The following is a 20,178-nucleotide window of genomic DNA, read 5'->3' as shown; positions in this document are numbered from 1 at the left end:
GTTCTAGGCCTTGGGCTGTTCGAAGGTCACGTCCAGGGCCTCGATGAGCAGGTCCTTTCCGACCAACCCGGGCGTGGCTGCTCCCAGCACGCGCACCTTCACGTAGCGGAAGTCCCTGGGGCCATCGAGGTTCGCGAAGTCGAAGAACTCCACGAAGCGGAGGTCGATCTCCAGGGTCGTGAGCCTCGTCTCCTCCCACTGATGCACGTTCATCTCGGGAACGTGCTCCGCGCGGAGGACCGGCAGGCCTCGCGGCGGAACCTCGAACATGACCTTGATGGCCGGGTAGTAGCCGGTGGGGTCCTTGCGCCATTGCCCCTCCGGGAGGTGGATCTGCTCCAACACCAGGGCTGAGAAGAGCGCCTGCTCCACGTTGATGAACTCGTGCCAGCCGTCGTCGAGCGGCTGGAAGTACGTGTTCCACACATGGCGGGCGCACTCCCGGAACGCTCGCATGTGAAGCGTCAGCCCATTCATTTCGCGCGCCATCAAGTCAACCTGCCCCGACCGAATCAGCGGGCGCTGACGGCGTAGAGAAAGCGTGCGTAGCCAAGCTCGGCGGCGCTCTTGGTCAGCTCGACATTGGCCCAGGCGACGACGTCACCGAACGGACGGTCCTGGAAGGGCCAGCGTGTTCGTTGCGGCGAGCGCAGGTCTTCGTCCGTGAGTCTTTCGAGGACCTCCTGCCACTGGCCCTTGAGCTGGCCAATCCACGCGCGGACGCCGCCGGCATCGCCGGGCCACAGCACGCTCTGTCGGGAGAGGGTCCCTCCTCCAAAGGAGTGGTCGAGCACCATGGACCACCAGAAGCCGAGGTGCCACGTCAGCCACGCGATGCTGGAGGGACCGAGGTCGTAGCCTTCGTGCTCTGGCCAGTCGGCGCGCCACGTTCCGTCCGGAAGCGACTGCACGTGCAGGCCTCTGCGGGCCGGGCGCCACAGGCACTCCTCGGTCGTCAGTCCCTCGAGGTGATACCCGGTGAGGGCCCACGCTGTTTCAAACTGTCGGAGCAGGTAGCCACGGGCTTCGTCGGACATGGGAGCACCCCCGGGGGCAGGTTCAACGCGGGACTATGCCTCCTTCACGAACTCCGACTTGAGCCCCATCGCGCCAATGCCGTCGATCTTGCAGTCGATGTCGTGGTCGCCGTCGACGAGGCGGATATTGATGTAACCGCGCCGCACACCGCTGCGTACCGGGCATCACGGTGGGCATTTCGCCCCCGTTGAATGCCCGGGGCGCGCGACATGAAGAGCGACGGACTTCTCCATCGGTTCACCGCCCCCCGGGCCTCCGTCTCCGCCCCCGTCCCGGCGCGCCCCGCGCCTGCGCCCGTGATTTCGCCGCCTCGCGGCAATCCCGGCCGGTCGGGGTTCGATGCCCCGGTGTCCTCCCCGGGCGTGAAGCTGTTGGGCGAAGGCGCGCGGTCCTCCCTTCCGACCGCCTTGCGGGGAGGCACCTTCCGCGTTCCCCAGGGCCTCCAGGTCAACGCCTTCAAGGCGCTCGCCGCCCCTGCCTCCGCGCGGACGTCCGGCCCGGTCAGCACCCTGGCGCCCCCGGCCGTGCAGACCGCCGCCCCCACCGCGCAGACGTCGGCGCCGGTGGAGGCCGCCGCGCAGCGGGTGCGCACGGCGCTCGCGGAAGGCGGCACCGGCGCCGGTGCGCTCGCGCTGGAGAACGAGGCCCGCGCGCTGGGCGATCCCGCCCAGGTGGACGCGCTGCTGACGGCGCTGGCCCCGGAGGTGGACACCCTGGCTCGCGACCTGGCCTTGCGCGCCCGGAACAACGAGGACGACTCCGGGGACGGCGTCCGGCGCCAGACCCAGACGGGCGTCACCAGCCTCGCCGCCGTGGCGGACCTGGCCGGGGACGCGGGGGTCGCCCGGCTCGCCGCGTCCCTGGGCCAGGCCTTCGCGGCCCACGGGGATTCGGACAACCTCAACCAGTTCGATGACGTCCTCGGGGACCTGGCCGAACAGGGCCGGGGCGCGCGACTGGGGGGCGCGCTCGCGCAGGACCTGATCCAACGGGGGTTCGTGGAGGCGGGCAACGCGGTGCTCGACACGACCACGGACGCGGTGGGGAAGATCCGGGAGGACCTGACCACGGCGCAGGGGGAGCTGGCCGTGCAGGAGCAGCGCCTCGCCGCGGACCTGGGGGCCTTCGGGCCGGGACTCACCAGCGAGCAACGCCAGGCCTATACCGACGCCTTCTGGGCGGACCCCTCGCGCGCGGAGCTGCGCGACCGCGCCACCGGCCTCGCGAACACGCTGGCCACCACGCTGGAGGAGACGGGCCCCGCGCTGGAGGCGCTCGCCGCGGCCGGTGACTCCGACTCCGCGAAGGTGCTGCTGGAGTCGTACACCCTGCTGGCCAACACCGACGCGCACGCCGAAGCGGCGGTGGACTTCGTGGGCCGCGTGGGCACGAACGCCGCGCTCGCCGCGACGATCGACGAGCACACGGATGGCAACCTGGAGGAGCGCCTGCAGAACGAGGTGCTGGCGCAGGCGCTGCCCCGGGCCCAGGCGGGCATCTTCGCCAGATACGAAGCCATGGGCCCGGAGGGCGCCACCCGCGCGGCCGAAGAGCTGGACGCGCTCACCGCGCCCCTGTCCGACGCGAAGAGCGCCTTCAAGGACATCAAGCGGGAGGTGGACAACTTCAAGCTGGCGCTGGGCGCGCTGTCCCGCTTCCGCGACGGCGCCTCCTGGGACCTGTCGCGGGCGCAGACGATCATCGGCGCGTGGGACCAGCAGAACCCCTTCCAGCGCTCGCTGGCGGTCGCCGCGGTGGGCTTCGGCATCTACGCGGGTGCGCAGGCGTTCGCGGAGGGCGACTACCCCCAGGCCCTCCAGGGCTTCCTGGGCGCGGCGCGCGGCGGCGTCCTGGTGGCCTCCGGGCTGGTGGGGCTGTTCAGCCGCACCGCGGACCTCGCGGGGGACGTGGCCCGCGTGGGAGGCCGCTTCCTGCCCGCCATCGGGTTGGCGCTGGACAGCGCGCAGCTCACCCAGGACATCGCCAACCTGCGCGACAACGGCACGGACGCGGGGGAGATCGTCTCCCTCATCGGCACGGGCATCAGTCTGGCGGGCGACGTGCTGGAGTTCGTCCCTGGCCTGGGCACGGTGGCCGGCGGCGTGCTGGGCATCGTTGGCGGGGTGGTCCACGCGCTCGGCGGGTTCATCAGCGGCCTCATCCACGGCAACGAGGAGGCCCAGAAGCTCGCCGAGGACCGCGCGAAGCTGCTCGAGCAGGCGGGAATCCCAGCGGACACGCGCGAGCTGCTCACGCTGGACCCGGAGGCCGCCGCCCAGCTCGGCAACATGGGGCTCACCCGCGAGCAGTTCCTGGAGGAGCTGCGCAAGCGCGAGGCCCTCTTCGACGACAACGACGGGTTCGCGGTGCAGGTCACGGACACCGCGTGGCGCGTGGCGGCGCTCTACGGACTCGAGGGACAAGACGCCCTGGACCTCGTGGATGCGTTGCGCGGCGCGCCGCCCGAGGCGCTCGACCGGATCCAGCAGCAGCTCGGTCCCGACTACCACTTCGACCCGAGCACCGGGGGCGCGTCCCCTGAGATGGTGCGGAATGCCCAGGAACAGATCCTCGGCGCGCTCCAGTATGCCTTTGGACCGGACCTCGCCGCCGAGCACGGCCTCACCGTCGACCCGTCGGATGTGAACATCGGGTTCTTCGTCGCCTCCGCGCAGGTGGGGTGATGGCAGGACGCGCTGGGACGTGCGCGTCACCGCGGCCTTTGAAGAATTCCATCGCCAGTACGGGCGGGCTGTTGGTGTCCAGGAACACAGCCAGGTCGCAAGGCGCGCAGGGGATGCGCTCCGCCCGGCTTGCGGCGGCGGGCCGCCCGTTCCCAAGATGGGCGCATGAGCTCCATGTGGGTCCTGGAAACGCCCCAGCCGCCGCCCGACGCGCGCATCGCCTACGGCGAGGCACCGCAGCAGTTCACCGAGCTGCGCAAGCCCAAGGGCAAGGGCCCCCACCCGGTGGTGCTCTTCGTTCACGGTGGCTTCTGGCGCGCGGAGTACGGCCTGGAGCACGCGGGCCACCTGTGCGCGGACCTGACGAAGCGCGGCTTCGCGACGTGGAGCGTGGAGTACCGCCGCGTGGGCCATGACGGTGGCGGCTTCCCCGGCACGCTGGAGGACGTCGCCTCCGCGGCGGATCATCTGGTGGACGCCGCGCCCTCGCTGGGCCTGGACCTGACGCGCGTGGTGGCGATGGGGCACTCGGCTGGCGGTCACCTGGCGATGTGGCTGGCCGCGCGCCACCGCCTCACCGCCCGGCAGCCGCTCCACCGCGACGCCCCGCTCAAGCTGAAGGGCGTGGTGTCCCTGGCGGGGGTGGTGGACCTGGCGCGCGGCGCGACGCTGGACCTGGGCAAGGGCATCGTGAAGACCTTCATGGGCGGCACCCCGGAGCAGGTGCCCGAGCGCTACGCCGTCGCCTCCCCCGCGGCGCTCCAGCCGCTGAAGCTGCCGCAGGTGCTGCTGCACGGCACGGAGGATGACACCGTGCCGCTCGAACTCAGCGAGGGCTTCCACGCCCGGGGCGTCCAGTTGAAGGAGCCGGTGCACCTGGTGCCGCTGAAGGGCGCGGGCCACTTCGAGCTCATCGACCCGCGCTCCAAGGAGTGGCCCCGCGTGGTGCAGGCCGTGCGGAACCTGCGCTGAGCGCGGATCCTGGCGGATCGCCCGACAGCAGCCGGGCAGGCGGGGGCCGTGCTCCTCGTCAGGAGTCCGGACGGGGGGTAAGGGGCTTTCGTCCGGGCGGGCCATCGGATGCGCACCCTGTCCTCGGTCCCGACCGTGGGACGGGAGGAGCGTTCGGATGGCGACGATGGACGTGATGCGTGGGCCGGGGATGGAGCGGCTGTCGCGCGGGGCGAAGGACGCCGCGAGCCACCCCTGGGCGAAGAAGCTGGGACGGATGGGCTACGCGGCGAAGGGCGCCGTCTACGCCATCATTGGCGTGCTGGCGCTGAAGCTGGCGGCGGGGGAGGGCGGCCGCGCCACGGACAGCCATGGCGCGGTGAGCACCGTGGCGCAGGGGCCCTTCGGCATCGTGCTGCTGTCGGTGCTGGTGGTGGGCCTGCTGGGCTTCGTCGTCTGGCGCTTCGCCCAGGCCTTCGCGGACACGGAGGACAAGGGCTCCGACGCCAAGGGCCTCGCCACGCGCGCCATGTACTTCCTGAGCGGCGCCATCTACGCGTCGCTGGCCCTCTTCGCGCTGAAGACCGTGGTGGGCGCCTCCCAGGGCCGGGGCAAGGGGACCCAGGGCTGGACGGCGACGCTCATGGAGCAGCCCTTCGGCCGCGTCCTGGTGGCGCTGGTGGGCCTGGGCATCCTGGGCTTCGCGGTGAAGCAGTTCCACAAGGCGTGGAAGGGGAAGTTCCTGGAGAAGCTCACGCTCACCGGGCTGGCGGCGCGCCAGCGTCACTGGGTGGAGCGGGTGTCGCGCTTCGGCATCGCCGCGCGCGGCGTCGTGTTCTGCGTCATGGGCATCTTCCTGGTCCGCTCCGCCGTGGACGCGAACCCGGGAGAGGCCAAGGGCCTCGCGGAGGCCCTCAGCGTCGTCGCCCGCCAACCCGCGGGCGACGTGCTCCTGGGGGTCGTGGCGGCGGGCCTGGTGGCCTACGCCGCCTACCTGTTCCTCCAGGCCCGCTTCAGGGAGCTCTAGGAGCAGCCCCTAGAAGAGGTTCCAGAGGTACTGGTTCGTCACTTCGTGGTGGAACTGGATCTCCGCTTCCTTCACGCGGGTGCCCAGCTGCTTGGGGCAGCGGTCCGCGGAGCCGACCTTCAGCTCCGCGTACTTGCCCTGCACCGACTCGCCCAGCGTCTGGGCGATGAACTGGCTGCCCTTGAAGAAGCGGACGGCGTCGTAGATGTTGTCCGGCAGGAAGCGCGTGCGGCTGCGCTTGGTCTCCGCGTCCTCCTGCGGCTGCGGCCCCTCCAGGCCCGTCTTCATGAGCGTGTAGAGCACCATGTACGGGTTGGCGTCCGGCGCCACCGAACGGCACTCGACGCGCGCGCTGCGCTCGTTGCCGAACGGGATGCGCACCATGGCGCCGCGGTTGTTCGCGGAGGCCTTGATCTGGTTGGGCGCCTCGTAGTGCGGATCCAACCGGCGGTAGGAGTTCACGCTGGAGTTGAGGACGAGGCAGATGTCGTTGGCGTTGGTGAGGATGCGGTCGATGAAGTCCCACCCCATCTGCGACAGGCCGTCCTGGCCCGCCTTGTCGTGGAACAGGTTCCTGTTGTTCTTCGACAGCGACATGTTGATGTGCATGCCGTTGCCGTTCACGCCGGTGACGGGCTTGGGCAGGAAGCTGGCGGTGAGGCCCAGCTGCGCGGCCACCTGGCGGCACAGGAGCTTGTAGAGCTGGATCTGATCCGCGGCGATGATGGCCTCGCTGTACGAGAAGTTCATCTCGAACTGGCTGGGCGCGACCTCCGGGTGGTCCTTCTCGTTCTGGAAGCCCATGGCGCGCTGCGCTTCAGCGGCCTTGTCGATGAAGGTGCGGAGCGCGTCGCCCGGCAGCGCGTGGTAGTAGCCGCCGATGGAGATGAACTCGAACTTGCCTTCCTCGTGGTAGTGGCGCTCGGCGTCACGGTTCTTGAAGAGGAAGCCTTCGATCTCCGGCGCCGCGTGGAACACGATGCCGTCCTTCTGGTACAGCGCCTCCGTGGCGCGCTTGAGCTGGCCGCGCATGTCGGAGTGGTACGGCGTGCCGTCGCGCTCCAGCACCTCGCTGAACGCCAGCACCTTGCCCGGCCCGAAGATGTCCGAGGGCAGCCAGTAGAACGCGCCCCAGTCGATGTTCAGGCGCAGGTCGCTCTCCGCCTGCGCGGAGAAGCCGCGGATGGAGGAGCCGTCGAAGGTGAGGTTGTCCGCGCTCTTGAGCAGGAACTTCTTGTCGTAGTCCAGCATGTGCAGCCGACCTTCCAGGTCGGTGAAGCACACGGTGATGGCCTTGATGCGCTTCTCGTCGGTCAGGTACTTGATGCGCTCGTCGCGCATCTTCTCCGGCGACACGCGCTGGACGCGCTGTTCCTTCACCCGGAGGTTGAGCTCCTCCAGCTCGTCGTAGGGAATCTCAAGGAAGTCCCGCAGCGGCTTCTGCTCCATGTCCGTGCCTCCAGGCTCGTCCCCGCCCGGGTTTCCGGAGAATGGGGACGGCAAAATCTCGCGCGCAGATATTTATATTCAGCTTCGCGAAATCAAGCCTAATTTCCTTGGACTGAAGCTTAAAGTTCGTGGCCGGGCTGTCACGAAAGCCCCTTCGTCAAGGGATGGGAGGCCTGACGGCCCGGCCAGTGGACAGTGCACGCCGCGATGCGTCGCCCGCGTGTCCTCCTCTGGACGGGGCCTACGGCAGGGGCTCCATCCCCTGGGGAGGCAGGGCGGTGCCGGCGGGCCAGAGCACGTACGCGGCCCCCCGGGAGTGCTGCCAGGCGCGCCACAGCTCGGCGCGCCGGTACGTCGTCCCGGTGGTTTCGTTGGAGCCGAAAGCAGGGTCGTTGACGACGACGTCGCCGTCGGCGGTGAAGCCCTTCACGACGATGAGGTGGCCGTCGGTGCGGCGGGAGGCCCCGCCGGTGAGCTCCCCGGGCTCGTACGCGATGCTGATGCTCACGGGGATGCCGGCGGCGATGAGGCGCTCCACGGGGGCGAAGGAGTCGAAGCGGGCGACCAGCCCGTGCAGCGCCCCGTTGGCCATGCTGGCGGCATAGGCGGTGTTGAAGCTCCAGTTGCCGGTGCCCTTGTAGACCCAGTCATAGGTGTGGGCGGCGGCGGTGGGCACGGGGTGCTCCAGGTCCGCGCGGCCCAGCTTCCGGCTCCAGTAGCCGAGCAGCATCGTGGTGGACGTGGGGGAGCACCAGACCTCGCCGCCGTCGGGGTAGATCATCTGCGAATAGCCCGGCACGTCCAGCACGGTGCCCCACGCGGCGCGGTCCCCGGTGGCGTCCTCGGGCTTGCGGCGCGTGTCGATGACGGCGGCGGCGAGCGAGCGGACGCGGGGGCTTGCGTCCGGGCGTTCGGAGAAGAGGAACACGGTGACGCGCAGGGCGTCCGCGCGGCGCTTCAGGTTGAGCGTGTCGGTGGACACGTTGCCGTCCGCGTCACCCTGGCCGTCCACGCTGTGGCGCGCGACGGTGGCCACGTCGAAGGCCCAGACGCCCAACTCGTAGTCCTTCGTCCAGGTGCCCTCGATGCGCGCGGCGACGGTGAGCTTCACCCAGGTGCCCGGAGGCGTCTGCGCGTCGAAGGACGGCACCACGCTGTCGAAGCCGCCCGGGACGGTCTGGACTTCGGAGGTGGCGGTGCCGAAGCGGAACGTGCCGCCGTTGTAGAAGCTGCCGCCGTCCAACCAGCCGCCCGCGGGGAACGGGTCGCTGCCCTGCTTCGCGGTGGTGTCCAGCTCCAGCGCGCCGTCCGCGGCGACGCGGGTGCCGTCGCGGGTGAAGCGCGCCAGGTCTCCCGTGGCCGCGCCGCGCTGCCACAGCCGGGCGGGAGAGCCTGCTTCGGTCGTGGGTGCATCCGGCGACGGTGACGAGGGCGAGGAGGCACAGGCCCAGACGAACGAGGCCAACAGGACAGCGGAGAAGACGCGAGCGCGGGCGTTCACCCGCGCGATTCTCTCAAACGCGCATGTGCGCTCACAAGGTGGAAACCAGGAAGGTCCTGTGGCGTACGAGTGGGCATGCGACGTGCGCCGTCGGCTTGCGTCATCGCTTGCGCGAAGGCCACGGGTTGAAGGCTCAGGCCCAGAGTTCCTGCTCCAGCGTGTCGAGGAGGCCGAGGGCGACCTCGGGCGCAGGCAGGCCTGCGGCGGTGACGAGGCCCGGGTCCAGTGCCACCAGGACCTCCGCGCGCAACGTCGCCACCGCCTGTCGCTGGGCCTCGCGCAGCGCGTCCCGCTCCTGGGGCGAGAGGCGCGGCCGGGCCCACTGGTCGATGTCCCAGGAGAGGCCCGCGTGGCGCGTCTCGTCCTCGGCGATGCGGACCATGGCCTCGCGCACCTCGGCGTCCTGCGCGTGCAGGGCCTGGTGGTGGGCCACCAGCGCGCCGTATGTCTCACGCACGCAGCCCTCCACGGCGTTGTCCAGGGCCACGTCGAGGAGCGGGCGTAGGGGCAGCGGAGCGACGACGGGACGCTGGGGCGTGGCGCCGAAGCGGCGCGCGATGCGCCCCGTCACGTCGGTGTGCAGGACTTCATCCATGGCGCTGCGGCGGGCCGCGTCCTGGAGCCCCGCGTCGGCGCCGTGCAGGGCCAGCTCCTCGCGCAGGCGCAGGAAGGCGTGGACGGAGGCGGCTTCCAGGTGCGCGGCCTCCGCGAAGTAGTGTCCCAGTGCATCCGTGCTCTCGCAGGCCGCCGCGTCCTGGAGGCCCACGGGGCGCCGGCCGATGGCGCAGGCGTCGCTGCCCTTCTCCAGGACATGGCGCTCCACTTCGCGGACTTCGCCGGAGGTGGACACCCGCACCACGTGTTGCGTCAGCGCCGTGTTCTTCCCGCAGGCATATCCCTGGGTTCCGATGACGTTGAAGCCGCCGTTCGGATCCTGCTTCACCGCGCCCCGCTCCAACTGGGAGCAGCTCATCGTGTTGCCAGCGGCGAAGGCCAGGAGCACGGCCTCCTGTGCGGTGTCGACGGTGCCCAGCAGGGACTTGAGGGACTCTGGCGTCGCGTAGGTCTTCACCTCGTCACCGCGCGTCGTGACCAGGAAGAAGTCGGCGCAGAGCTCCGTGCAGGTGTGATGGAAGCCCGCGCTGGGAACCGCATTCTCCAGGGCGCCCTGACAGGCGGCGGCATCGGTGGCCGTCGCGCAGGGCTGGCCCTGGGAGGACACGGGGCCGGAGTCGCGCTCATCCGAGCCGAAGTACGTGTAGAGGTAGCGAAGCTGAACGAAGTCTGGCGCCGGGGAGATCGTCAGGGCGTCAAGGGCAAGGCCATTCCCGCTGCAGGCGATTTGCGAATAGCCCGTCAGGTCGGCGCGGCCGTCGGTCCCACCGTCAACCCCGTCGTCAGGGGTGGAGCCACAGCCCGCCAACACCAGGGGCGTGGCGAGCGAGGCCCGCAGGGCCCGTGAGAAGAGGTGGCGCAGTCGGAGTGCGTGCATGGGTGACTTCCTGGCCAGGAGGCCCTTGGGATGACGAGGATGGGACTGCCCCGGCTTCGACACCGGGGGCGGGCTTCTTGGGACACGGAGGCCGCCTCCAGGTGCGCGGCCTCCGCGAAGGAGTGTCCCAGCGCGCCCGTGCTCTCTCAGAGGGCCGCGGTCTGGGGGCCCACGGAGCTCCGGCTGCTCTTGCAGGCGTCGCCGCCCTTCTCCAGGACATGGCGCTCGACCTCGCGGAGCTCCCCGGCGGCGGACACCTCCAGCACGACCTGCTCCAACCCCGAGTCCGCGCAGGCGTCGCCCTCGTAGGTGACGACATTGAAGGTGCCGTTCGCGTTCTTCTTCACCGCGCCCTGTTCGAGCGTCTCGCAGCTCACGGCGTTGCCCGAGGCGTAGGCGAGCAGCACGGCCTCCTGTTCGGTGTCGACAGTGCCCAGCAGGGACTTGAGGGCCTCCGGCGTCGGGTGCGTCTTCACCTCATCGCCGCGGGTGGTGACCAGGAAGGCATGGGTCACGACAGTGGGGCAGACGCCCTGGCAGGTGTCGACGAAGCTCTCGGTGCTCGTCGCGTTCGCCAGGGCGGTCTGGCAGGCGGGGACGTCGGTGGCCGTCGCGCAGGGCTGGCCGGAGCTGGTGCGGGTACGACCACTCGTGATTTCGGAGGGGCCGTTGGTGATGCGCAGCTCGACGAAGTCCGGTGAAGGCGAAATCGCCAGGTCGCTGAGCGCGGGGACCCCGTTGTCGCAGGAGATTCGCGAGTAGCCTTCCAGGTCCGCGGAGGATCCGCAGCCCGCGAGCACCAGCAGGGGGGCGAGCGAGGAGGTGCGCAGGGTCCGTGAGAAGAGGTGACGCAGTCGGAGGGTGTTCATGGACGGCCTTTCTGGAAAGAGGTGCCGGGCGCTACAGCAACAGCGATGCCAGCACTCCGCCACGAGGAGGAGCCCTTGCCGGTGCGGCGCCACATGCTCGGAAAATCCAGACGGGGCGACAGAATCCTGAGGGGCTGGCCGGGTGCCCCCGCTCCCCGAGGCCTCTTGGCCAAACGCTACCGGGCCGTCTTCCTGGCGACGGACCGCGGGCGCTTCGGGGCCGGGGCCTGTTCGATGAGCACGGCCAGTCCATCCAGGACGCGCTCGAGTCCGAACCGGAAGGCGTGCTCGGGGTCGTAGGCGGCGCCATGGGCCTGGCCCGCGGCGGTGCCCACGCGGGCGGCGGTGGGATAGCGCTCGGGGTCGGACATGCGCGCGAGCAGGGGCGCGTTCGCCTGCCACCACGTCGCGTCGCTCATCTGGGATTCAAGTCGCGCGGCGCGCATGTCCGACGCGGCCCGGGCACAGGACTCGACGAAGCCCAGCACGAACGTCAGCGCGGCATCCCGCTCCACGTCGCCGAGGGCCGTGTCGTCGAAGGCCTGGAGCTCGTACTCGTACTTGGCCAACTGCCCCGGGCCCAGCGGCGGGCGCGTGGTGGACACGTCCGCGAGCCACGCGTGCGTGGTGAACAGGGCGCGGTTGTCATGGGCCACCGCCTCCAGGCGGGCCCGCCAGTCCCGCGTCTTCGGCTTGCGCCGGGCCATGCCCGCATAGAGGCCGTCTAGCATCAGGTCGATGAGCTCCGCCCGGCCGGGGACATAGGTGTAGAGCCCCATGGGCGCGATGCCGAGCTTCCCGGCCAGCGCCCGCATCGTCACCGCGTCCAGCCCCTCCGCGTCCGCCAGCTCCACCGCCGTGGCGACGACGGTGTCCACGGTGAGGCCCGGCTTCGGCCCACGCTGTCCCTTCGGAGGCGCGGCCTCCCGCCACAACAGCTCCAGCGTCCGTGTGGGGTCTCCCGCGCTGCTGCGATGCGATGCCATGCGGCGGATTCTTCCAACGCCAGGACCTTGACGTGCAACTGTGTACATCGTACGTAGATTGAGGAGTCCGTCAAACCCCGCTGGAGGATGACCATGCGAGTCACTGCTTCCGCCGTATCCCTGAACGTCGATGACGTGGAGGCTTCCGCGTCCTTCCTGAGGCAACACTTCGGCTTCAAGGAGGCGATGTCCGCGGACGGCTTCGTGTCGCTCGCGCGGCCGGACGTGGGCTTCAACGTCTGCTACCTGCGCACCGGCCTGAAGTCGCTCAAGCCCGAATCGCTGAAGACGCGCCGGGCGGAGGGGCTCATCGTGGCCTTCGTGGTCGACGACATCGACGCGGAGTACGCGCGCATCCAGGAGGAGGGCGTGAAGGTGCTGACGCCCATCGAGACGGAGCCCTGGGGCGAGCGCTACTTCCAGGTCGCGGACGCGAACGGTGTCATCATCCAGTTGGTGCAATGGATGCACGCGCCGGACGCGGCGGCCGGACACGGCGGAAGCGCCGCATGACGGTGGGGGCTGGACCCGGCCTCGCGCGGGACGCTGATTCCGACCTGGAAGACCGGCGCGGAAGAACGACCTGGAGGGCAGGCAGGGCGTTTGCCGGATGTCAGACTGAGTGGATAGCGTGCAGTGCATGCCGGACATCCGCCTGCCTGCCGAAGCGAAGTACAAGAACGAGCTGGACGCCCTCGCGGCGCATGACGACAAGCCCCGCCCACCGGGTTGGGCGCTGTCGCCCCGCGCGGTGGAGACCTACATCCTGGGCAGTCCCAAGCCCGTGGGGGGCGTGACCATCACGCCCAAGTACGTGGGTGACCGGGGCATCGTGCAGGTGTGCATCGCCACGCTGGCGTCGGACCGGGCGCTGATGCTGGTGGGCGAGCCGGGCACCGCGAAGAGCTGGCTGTCGGAGCACCTCTCCGCGGCCGTCAGCGGCACCTCCGGGCTCGTCGTGCAGGGCACGGCGGGCACCAGCGAGGACCACATCAAGTACTCGTGGAACTACGCGCTGCTGCTCGCGCAGGGACCGTCACCGGAGGCGCTGGTGCCGTCGCCCATCCTCCGGGCGATGCGCACGGGCAAGTTCGCCCGCTTCGAGGAGGTGACGCGCACGTCGCCGGAGATCCAGGACTCGCTCATCTCCATCCTGTCGGAGAAGCAGGTGTCGGTGCCGGAGCTGGGGGAGATCACCAGCGCGCAGCGGGGCTTCAACCTCATCGCCACGGCGAACACGCGCGACCGGGGCGTCAACGAGATGAGCGCCGCGCTCAAGCGCCGCTTCAACTTCGTCACGGTGCCGGTGGTGGAGGACCTGGAGCAGGAGATCCAGATCGTCACCAAGCGAGAGGCGGAGCTGCGCACCGACTACCAGGTGGGCGTGCCCCCGCCGGAGGAGCTGTCGCGGGTGCTGCTGACGCTCTTCCAGGAGCTGCGCAAGGGCGTGACGAAGGACGGCAAGACGAAGGTGCGCACGCCGGGGGCGGTGCTGTCCACGGCGGAGGCCATCAGCGTGCTGTTCAACAGCGCCATCCTCGCGCAGCAGTTCGGCTCCGGGACGGTGACGTCGCAGGAGCTGGCGGCCTCGCTGGTGGGCGCGGTGGTGAAGGAGCAGGAGGACGACGTGAAGGCGCTGCGCGAGTACATGGAGACGGTGGCCAAGGGCCGCCCGGGTCCGTGGAAGGACCTGTACACCGCGAGCAAGAAGCTGCTGAGGGGCTGATGGACTTCGCCCTGCTCTCCCGGGTGCAGCACTTCCCGGTGCGTCACCACTCGCCGCGCACCACCGCCGTGCTCCAGCGCTGGCTGGAGCGGGTGAAGCCCCAGGTCGTCCTCGTGGAGGGCCCCTGCGACGCGACCGGCATGGTGGACGTGCTGTGCGACGCGCAGACCCGGCCGCCCGTGGCCATCCTGGGCTACCGCACGGATGGCACGCCGGCATCGTCGCTGTGGCCCTTCGCCGCCTACTCGCCGGAGTACCAGGCGCTGAGGTGGGCGCGGGCGAACGGCGCGCGCGTGGAGTTCATCGACATCCCGGTGGGCGTCAGCCTCGCGGTGGACCGCGACGCGCCCGGCCTGGGACTGGAGGCCGAAGCGACAGAGGGAGGTACGCCCGCTCCGGATGACACGGTGCCCCTCACGGACGCCTTCGCGCGCTCCCAGGGCTACCGCTCCTTCGAGGAGTTCTGGGAGGCGGCCTTCGAGGCGCCGGACTGGAGCCCGGAGCAGTTCCGGCCGGTGCTGCTGGCCTGGGCGGACGTCATCAACGCGGGCCCGCGGCAGGGCTACCACCGCCAGCGTGACGCCTTCATGGCGCGCAAGGTGCTGGAGGTGGTGGCCAGCGGCGTGGCCCCTGAGAAGGTGGCGGTGGTGGCGGGCGCGGCGCACATCGCGGCCTTCGTGGCCAACGACGTGGAGCCCGCGCTGGAGGCGAAGCTGCCGGCGGGCGTGCCCTGCGCGGTGACGGTGATTCCGTTCAGCTTCCCCCGGCTCGCGGAGCAGCTGGGCTACGGCGCGGGCAACCGGGCGCCGCACTTCTACCAGAAGGCCCATGAGGCCCACTGCGACTTCCGGCGGGCCACGCTGGAGGTGCTGCTGGACTTCGCCAGCCACCTGCGGATGCGCGGCTTCTCCGCGTCGCTGTCGGACGTGCTGGAGGCGTACCGGCTGGCGGTGATGCTGTCGGACCTGCGCGAGAAGAGCGCGCCCGGCCTGGACGAGCTGCGCGAGGCGACGGTGGCCACGCTGTGCCGGGGCGACGCGACGCACGTGGACGGCTTCCTGTGGAAGAGCGTCATCGGCCATCAGGTGGGGCAGGTGGCCAGCCGCATCGGGCAGAACTCGTTGCAGGCGGAGTTCTGGCGCGAGGTGGGCGACCGCCGGCTGCCCCGCACGGACAGCCCGGAGAGCTTCGCGCTGCGGCTCAACAACGAGGTGGAGGTGGGCTCCTCCGTGTTCCTCCACCGGCTGCGCGTGGCGGGGATTCCCTACGCGACGCTGTCGGGCGCGGGCACCGGCACGCGCAGGCAGGCGGCGACGGAGGCGGGCGGCTACGCGGCGCTGACGCGGGTGCGCGAGTCCTGGCAGGCGCAGTGGACGCCGTCCACGGACGTGGCGCTGGTGGAGAAGATCGTCCTGGGCGACTCGCTGGAGGGCGTGACGACGCGCGTGCTCCAGGAGCGGCTGAACCTGGCCAGGACGACGGCCGAAGCGGCGGACGTGCTGCTGGAGTCCGTCATCACCGGCTGTCCCCAGACGGTGGCCTCCGCGCTCCGCTCCTGTGACGCGCACGCGGCCACGGACGCGGACCTGCCCTCGCTGGCGTCGGCGGCGCGGGCGCTGTCGGGGCTCATGGCCTACGGCACCTCGCGAGCGCACTCGGAGGTGGGGGACGAGGCGGTGGCGTCGCTGGGGGAGAAGACCTTCGGCCGGGCGCTCTTGCGCGTGCGCGAGGCCAGCGTGTGTGACGCCGAAGCGGTGCCCAGGGTGCTGGAGGCGCTGCGCACGCTGCACGAGGTGGCGCTGTCCCAGCCGCGCGCGGACAAGGCGGGCTGGTACGTGGAGGCGCGAGGGCTGATGGAGAGCCACGCCGTCCACCCCGCGACGTCGGGGCTCGCGACGGGGCTCCTGTACCTGGCGCGCGAGCTGCCGGAGTCCGACGTGGCGCTGGAGGTGGGGCGCCGGCTGTCGCTGGCGGTGGAGCCCGCGGACGCGGCGGCGTACCTGGAGGGCTTCCTCCAGGTGAACGCGCTGGTGCTGGTGAAGAGCCGCGACGTGGTGAAGGCGCTGGACGACTTCCTCTGCGGCGTGGAGCCGGAGCGCTTCGTGCAGACGCTCCCGGTGCTCCGGCGGGCGCTGGGCACGCTGGGGGCCACGGAGCGGCGCTACCTGATGGAGAACGTGATGGGGGCGCGGCAGTTGAAGGACAAGGGGCGCGCGGTGAAGTCGGTGCTGGAGGAGAAGGACAAGGAGACGTTGAAGGACATGAGCGCGGAGCTGGGCAAGGCGCTCGATGACCTGGACGACCTGCTATGAGCGTGGACCCCAAGGACCTGGAACCGAAGGACCGCGACGCGCTCTTGCGCTGGCGGCTGGCGCTGGGCCCGGAGGCGGAGAAGACGGGGGCCTGTCCGTCGCTGGGCGGGCTGGGCGCCGGGGCGACCGCGCTGGGCCTGGAGGGCGGGGACCTGGAGGAGCTGGATGACACGCTCTCCTTCGTCTACGGCGAGAAGTCCGCGGGGCGGGGCGGCTCCAAACCCTACCTGCCCAGGTGGCTGGGTTCGCTGCGCGACTTCTTCAAGGACGACGTCATCGCGCTGGTGCAGAAGGACGCCATCGAGCGCAAGGGACTCACGCAGCTGCTCTTCGAGCCGGAGACGCTGCCGTTCCTGGACAAGAACGTGGAGCTGGTGACGACGCTGGTGAGCGCGCGCGGGCTCATCCCCGACCAGGCGAAGGACCTGGCGCGCGGCATCATCCGCGAGGTGGTGGAGGACCTGCGCAAGAAGCTGGAGTCCCCGCTGCGCACGGCGGTGCTGGGGGCGCTGCGCAGGGACAGGACGAGCCCCATCCCCATCGCGCGCAACATCGACTGGCGGCGGACCATCCGCTCCAACCTGAAGGGCTGGGACGCGGAGAAGAAGCGGCTCATCCCGGAGCGCTTCTACTTCTGGCCCAACCAGCGCCGTCACCACGAGTGGGACGTGACGCTGGTGGTGGACCAGTCCGGCTCCATGGCGGAGAGCGTGGTGTACAGCTCCGTGATGGCGGCCATCTTCGCGTCGCTGGACGTGCTGCGCACGAGTCTGGTCCTGTTCGACACGGAGATCGCGGACATGACGCCGGTGCTGGCGGACCCGGTGGAGGTGCTCTTCTCCGCGCAGCTGGGCGGCGGCACGGACATCAACCGGGCGGTGGCCTACGCGCAGGAGCACTACGTGCGCCGGCCGGAGAAGACGCTCTTCATCCTCATCACCGACCTGTACGAGGGCGGCAACGCGGAGGAGCTGGTGGCGCGGCTGCGACAGCTGGTGGACTCGCGCGCCCGGGTGCTGTGCCTGCTGGCGCTGTCGGACAGCGGCCGGCCCTCGTATGACCATGCGATGGCGGAGCAGCTCACCGCGCTGGGGATTCCGTGCTTCGGGTGCACGCCCCGCAAGCTGGTGGACGTGGTGGAGCGGGTGATGCGCAACCAGGACCTGGCGCCGCTCATCGCGTCCACGAACAAGGAGGACCGTCATGGCTGACGTGCGGCCCGTCATCGGGATGGGAGCGCTGCTGGAGATCATCAGCGACAAGGCGGAGCTGCAAAAGGGCGCGGAGATGTTCGACCGCAAGCTGCTCGCGAACCTGTCCCGCTACGAGAACCGCCTGTTCGCGGACGCGGCGGGCTCCGGGGCGACGCCGTACAAGGTCTCGCTGGTGTTCGGCGAGGCGCGCTCGGACGTGAAGGGGCGCTGCTCGTGCATGGCGGCGCGCTCGCGCCCGTTCTGCAAGCACGCGGCGGCCCTGCTGGTGGCGTGGGCGCGCGCGCCGGACGCCTTCGTGACGGCGGAGTCGGCGCCGGTGGCGCCGGGTGGCACCGGCGCGAAGAAGAGCGTGAAGAAGGGCAAGGCGGAGACCGGCGAGCTGATGAAGGCGGGCGTGGCCCAGGTGTCCACGCTGGTGCGGGAGCTGGGCCTGTCGGGCGTGGCGTCGCTGGGGGCCGAGCGTCCCGAGCAGGTGCGCGCGCTGGGCGAGGCGCTCCGGGCCAACGGCCTGCGGCGGCTGTCGGCGCGGGCGGTGGAGCTGGCGGGCCTGCTGGACGCGGCCGTGGCGCGCACGGGCACGTTCGAAGCGCCGGTGTTCACGGACCTGGTGGCGGACATGCTGCTCACGGCGCGCAAGGTGGAGAAGCACCTGGGCGGCGAAGCGCTGGAGCCCCGCCACGTCGAGGAGCTGATTGGCAGGACGTGGACCAAGAAGGACCGCGCGCCGGTGACGGGGCTGACGCTGGTGGAGTACGCGTTCTCCTCGCGCGTCACGCCGGACCGGTTCCTCATCCGCGAGAGCCGCTTCGTGGACCTGGTGTCGGGTGGGCACTACAGCGAGAAGCAGATCCTCCCCGCGATGCTCAAGACGGTGCCGCCCAAGAAGAGCCACGCGGGCTACGTGCTCCAGGGTGCGACGGGAGGGCAGTACCCGGGCTTCGCGCCGCACCGGCTGGACCTGGAGGAGTGGACGGGCGGCGCTCCGGTGGACCGCGAGCCGTTGGAGCGGCTGCTGGAGGTGGCGCTGCCGGACGTGAGCGCGGCGATGGCGGCCTTCCAGGAGCACCGCAAGGACGTGTTCGCGCCGGACCTGCTGCCGGTGGTGGTGCGCGTGGGGACGCTGCTGGCCAGCGGGTCCCGCTCGCAGTTCGTGGACGGCGCGGGCCGGGCGCTCTTCCTGCCCGCGGATGCGTCGCTGGAGGAGCCGCTGGCCGCGGCGCTGGAGGGCTCGAAGCTGCTGGCGGTGATGGGCGACGTGGGCCTGGAGGCGGCGCTGCCCACGCTGTTCCCTTCCGCAGTGGTGGTGGAGACGCCCGAAGGCCTGGAGCTGCGCGCGCTGGGGCGGGCGGAGGACGTGCCCGTGGTGTCCCGGCGGCGGGGGCGGGTGCGTCCCCCCGCGACGCCGAGCGCGCTGCCCCGCAGCGGGTGGGCGGACGCGGCCCGGGCGGCGGGGGCCTCGCGGGCGGCCATCGCGCTGGCGGAGGTGCGGGACGAACTGGCGGACGCCTTCGCCAGCGGGCTCGCGGCGGTGGGGGCGCGGACGGTGGAGCCGCTGGTGGCGCGGCTGCGCGAGCTGGGGCTGGAGAAGCCGGGGGCGCTGCTGGAGGCGCTGGCGCAGCGGCCGGACCCGGGCGAGCGGCTGGACGACTTCATCAAGGTCTACCAGGTGCTGGGCATCGCGCTGGTGCGGCTGTCCGGCGCGGTGCAGGTGGAGGTCTCCGCGCTGGAGTCCGTGCCCACGCACCCGAGCATCCACGTCCAGCGGCCGGAGGTCGCGCTGTCGCCCGGAGAGGCGATGGTGCGCCGGGCGCGCGGCGAGCTGACGCGCTACGAGGCGGCGGCGCACGCGGCGCGGTACTACGCCAGCCTGGGCGTGGACGCGCTGCTGCGCGACTGCTATCCGACGTGGAGCGACGGGGCGGCGAGCGCCTTCGTGGCGCGGGTGGTGGCGACGCGGGGCGAGGCGGCGCTGGAGGCCGTGAAGGGCGCGCTGGCGGAGCACCACAGCCGCATGGTGAGACGCACGGCCCTGCGCACCCTGGGCGCGATGGGCGGGCCGCAGGCGCGGCGCGAACTGGACGCGATGACCCGCGCGGGCCACGACGCGGGCCTGCGCCTCTTCGCCCGGGAGACCCTGGAGGACGTGCGCGCCCGGGAAGGAGGCGAGGCGACGGTCGCGGAGCTGATGCGCGTGCGCCGCGCGAAGGTGCAGCCGCTGGCGCAGGCGGCGCTGTCCGAGCCGACGAAGGAGGCGCGCGCGGCGGCGGTGAACACGCTGGCGGACCACGGCGCGGTGGCCATGCCCGTGCTGCGTCAGGTGCTGTACAGCGACCCGTCGCGCGAGGTGCGGCGGGAGGCGGCGCAGGCGCTGGCGCGGATGGGCGACACGGAGGTCATCGACCGGTTCGTCAACATGGTGCAGGCGCGGAGCCTGAACGACGAGGAGGCGAAGACGGCCGTGTACGCGCTGGGCATGCTTGGGGACGTGCGGGGCGCGGAGGCCCTGCTGGCGGCGTTCGCGGACGGGTGGAAGCCCGGCGTCGTCGCGGAGTCCATGCGCACGTTGGGACTGGCCCTGCTTCAGCCCGCCCTGGCCCTGGCGGAAGCGCGTCCGGAGGTGCTGGAGCGGCAGGCCCTGCGCGGCCTCTTCGAGTCGTTCCCCGCCGTGCCCCTGACGCAGGAGCTGCTCGCGCGCGTGGAGGCCTCCAGCGGGCGCCCGGACTTCGTGGACCGGGCGAGCGTGTACCTGAAGCTGGCGGCGCAGAACCCGGCGGCCGGCAAGCAGGTGGCCGCGCACCTGCTCACGCTCCCGGCCGTGTCCGGGGACAAGGCGCTGTCCCGGCTGGCGAAGAAGGTGCTGGGGTGAAGCCCGGGCCCGCCGCCGCCATGTTCGCGGCGGTGGGCCCCCGGGCACCTGGATGGTCGCGAA

15 protein-coding genes and 1 pseudogene are annotated in these 20,178 nt (G+C 71.2%); 8 read left to right on the top strand and 8 right to left on the bottom strand.

The window, feature by feature from the left end:
* Positions 1–3: 3 nt before the first annotated feature.
* From OV207_RS33990 to OV207_RS33980, 3 genes and pseudogenes are all read right to left on the bottom strand, one after another.
* Complete coding sequence (locus tag OV207_RS33990) at positions 4–456, bottom strand: hypothetical protein (RefSeq protein ID WP_267559263.1); 453 nt, start codon at positions 454–456, stop codon at positions 4–6.
* Between the two features lie 56 nt (positions 457–512).
* Positions 513–1,037 carry a DinB family protein gene (locus OV207_RS33985; RefSeq protein ID WP_267559262.1) on the bottom strand — a complete coding sequence of 175 codons (525 nt, stop codon included), beginning with the start codon at positions 1,035–1,037 and terminating at the stop codon, positions 513–515.
* A 33-nt stretch (positions 1,038–1,070) separates the two neighbouring features.
* Positions 1,071–1,166 (bottom strand): annotated as a pseudogene (locus tag OV207_RS33980) (PhnA domain-containing protein); the annotation flags it as partial.
* A 219-nt stretch (positions 1,167–1,385) separates the two neighbouring features.
* Here OV207_RS33980 and OV207_RS33975 point away from each other — a divergent pair.
* The 3 genes from OV207_RS33975 to OV207_RS33965 all read left to right on the top strand — a co-directional run bounded on the left by OV207_RS33975 (position 1,386) and on the right by OV207_RS33965 (position 5,700).
* A complete protein-coding gene (locus OV207_RS33975; protein ID WP_267559261.1) occupies positions 1,386–3,722 on the top strand; it encodes a hypothetical protein in 2,337 nt (778 codons plus the stop codon).
* Between the two features lie 165 nt (positions 3,723–3,887).
* Positions 3,888–4,694, top strand: a complete 807-nt coding sequence (locus OV207_RS33970) for an alpha/beta hydrolase family protein (protein ID WP_267559260.1) — start codon at positions 3,888–3,890, stop codon at positions 4,692–4,694.
* A gap of 157 nt (positions 4,695–4,851) precedes the next feature.
* On the top strand, positions 4,852–5,700 hold the full coding sequence (locus tag OV207_RS33965) for a DUF1206 domain-containing protein (protein WP_193346645.1): 849 nt from the start codon (positions 4,852–4,854) through the stop codon (positions 5,698–5,700).
* Between the two features lie 9 nt (positions 5,701–5,709).
* On the opposite strand, the gene OV207_RS33960 is transcribed toward OV207_RS33965, so the two are convergent.
* From OV207_RS33960 to OV207_RS33940, 5 genes are all read right to left on the bottom strand, one after another.
* Positions 5,710–7,149, bottom strand: coding sequence for a glutamine synthetase family protein (locus OV207_RS33960; protein ID WP_267559259.1), 1,440 nt, complete (start codon positions 7,147–7,149; stop codon positions 5,710–5,712).
* A gap of 241 nt (positions 7,150–7,390) precedes the next feature.
* The gene (locus OV207_RS33955) at positions 7,391–8,650 is read right to left on the bottom strand and encodes a C39 family peptidase (RefSeq protein WP_267559258.1); all 1,260 of its coding nucleotides are present in this window, start codon (positions 8,648–8,650) and stop codon (positions 7,391–7,393) included.
* Between the two features lie 133 nt (positions 8,651–8,783).
* Complete coding sequence (locus OV207_RS33950) at positions 8,784–10,142, bottom strand: ferritin-like domain-containing protein (protein WP_267559256.1); 1,359 nt, start codon at positions 10,140–10,142, stop codon at positions 8,784–8,786.
* A gap of 146 nt (positions 10,143–10,288) precedes the next feature.
* The gene (locus OV207_RS33945) at positions 10,289–11,011 is read right to left on the bottom strand and encodes a hypothetical protein (protein WP_267559255.1); all 723 of its coding nucleotides are present in this window, start codon (positions 11,009–11,011) and stop codon (positions 10,289–10,291) included.
* A gap of 176 nt (positions 11,012–11,187) precedes the next feature.
* Positions 11,188–11,997 (bottom strand): TetR/AcrR family transcriptional regulator, encoded by an 810-nt coding sequence (locus OV207_RS33940; RefSeq protein WP_267559254.1) that lies wholly within the window; start codon positions 11,995–11,997, stop codon positions 11,188–11,190.
* A gap of 93 nt (positions 11,998–12,090) precedes the next feature.
* Between OV207_RS33940 and OV207_RS33935 the strand changes: the two genes are divergently transcribed.
* The 5 genes from OV207_RS33935 to OV207_RS33915 all read left to right on the top strand — a co-directional run bounded on the left by OV207_RS33935 (position 12,091) and on the right by OV207_RS33915 (position 20,115).
* Complete coding sequence (locus OV207_RS33935; RefSeq protein ID WP_267559253.1) at positions 12,091–12,510, top strand: VOC family protein; 420 nt, start codon at positions 12,091–12,093, stop codon at positions 12,508–12,510.
* Positions 12,511–12,637: 127 nt separating this feature from the next.
* Entirely contained in the window at positions 12,638–13,723 is a 1,086-nt protein-coding gene (locus tag OV207_RS33930) for an ATP-binding protein (protein WP_120531544.1), read from the top strand.
* The gene (locus OV207_RS33925; RefSeq protein ID WP_267559252.1) at positions 13,723–16,035 is read left to right on the top strand and encodes a DUF5682 family protein; all 2,313 of its coding nucleotides are present in this window, start codon (positions 13,723–13,725) and stop codon (positions 16,033–16,035) included. The genes OV207_RS33930 and OV207_RS33925 overlap by 1 nt, the downstream gene beginning before the upstream one ends.
* Positions 16,032–17,246: a VWA domain-containing protein gene (locus OV207_RS33920; RefSeq protein ID WP_267559251.1), complete on the top strand. Its 1,215-nt coding sequence runs from the start codon at positions 16,032–16,034 to the stop codon at positions 17,244–17,246. The genes OV207_RS33925 and OV207_RS33920 overlap by 4 nt, the downstream gene beginning before the upstream one ends.
* Positions 17,239–20,115, top strand: a complete 2,877-nt coding sequence (locus OV207_RS33915) for a HEAT repeat domain-containing protein (RefSeq protein WP_267559250.1) — start codon at positions 17,239–17,241, stop codon at positions 20,113–20,115. The genes OV207_RS33920 and OV207_RS33915 overlap by 8 nt, the downstream gene beginning before the upstream one ends.
* Positions 20,116–20,178: the final 63 nt, after the last annotated feature.

Source organism: Corallococcus sp. BB11-1, from assembly GCF_026626625.1.
Taxonomy (GTDB): domain Bacteria; phylum Myxococcota; class Myxococcia; order Myxococcales; family Myxococcaceae; genus Corallococcus; species Corallococcus soli.
The sequence above is the reverse complement of the archived record's forward strand: the minus strand, read 5'-3'. Positions and strand labels throughout refer to the sequence as shown.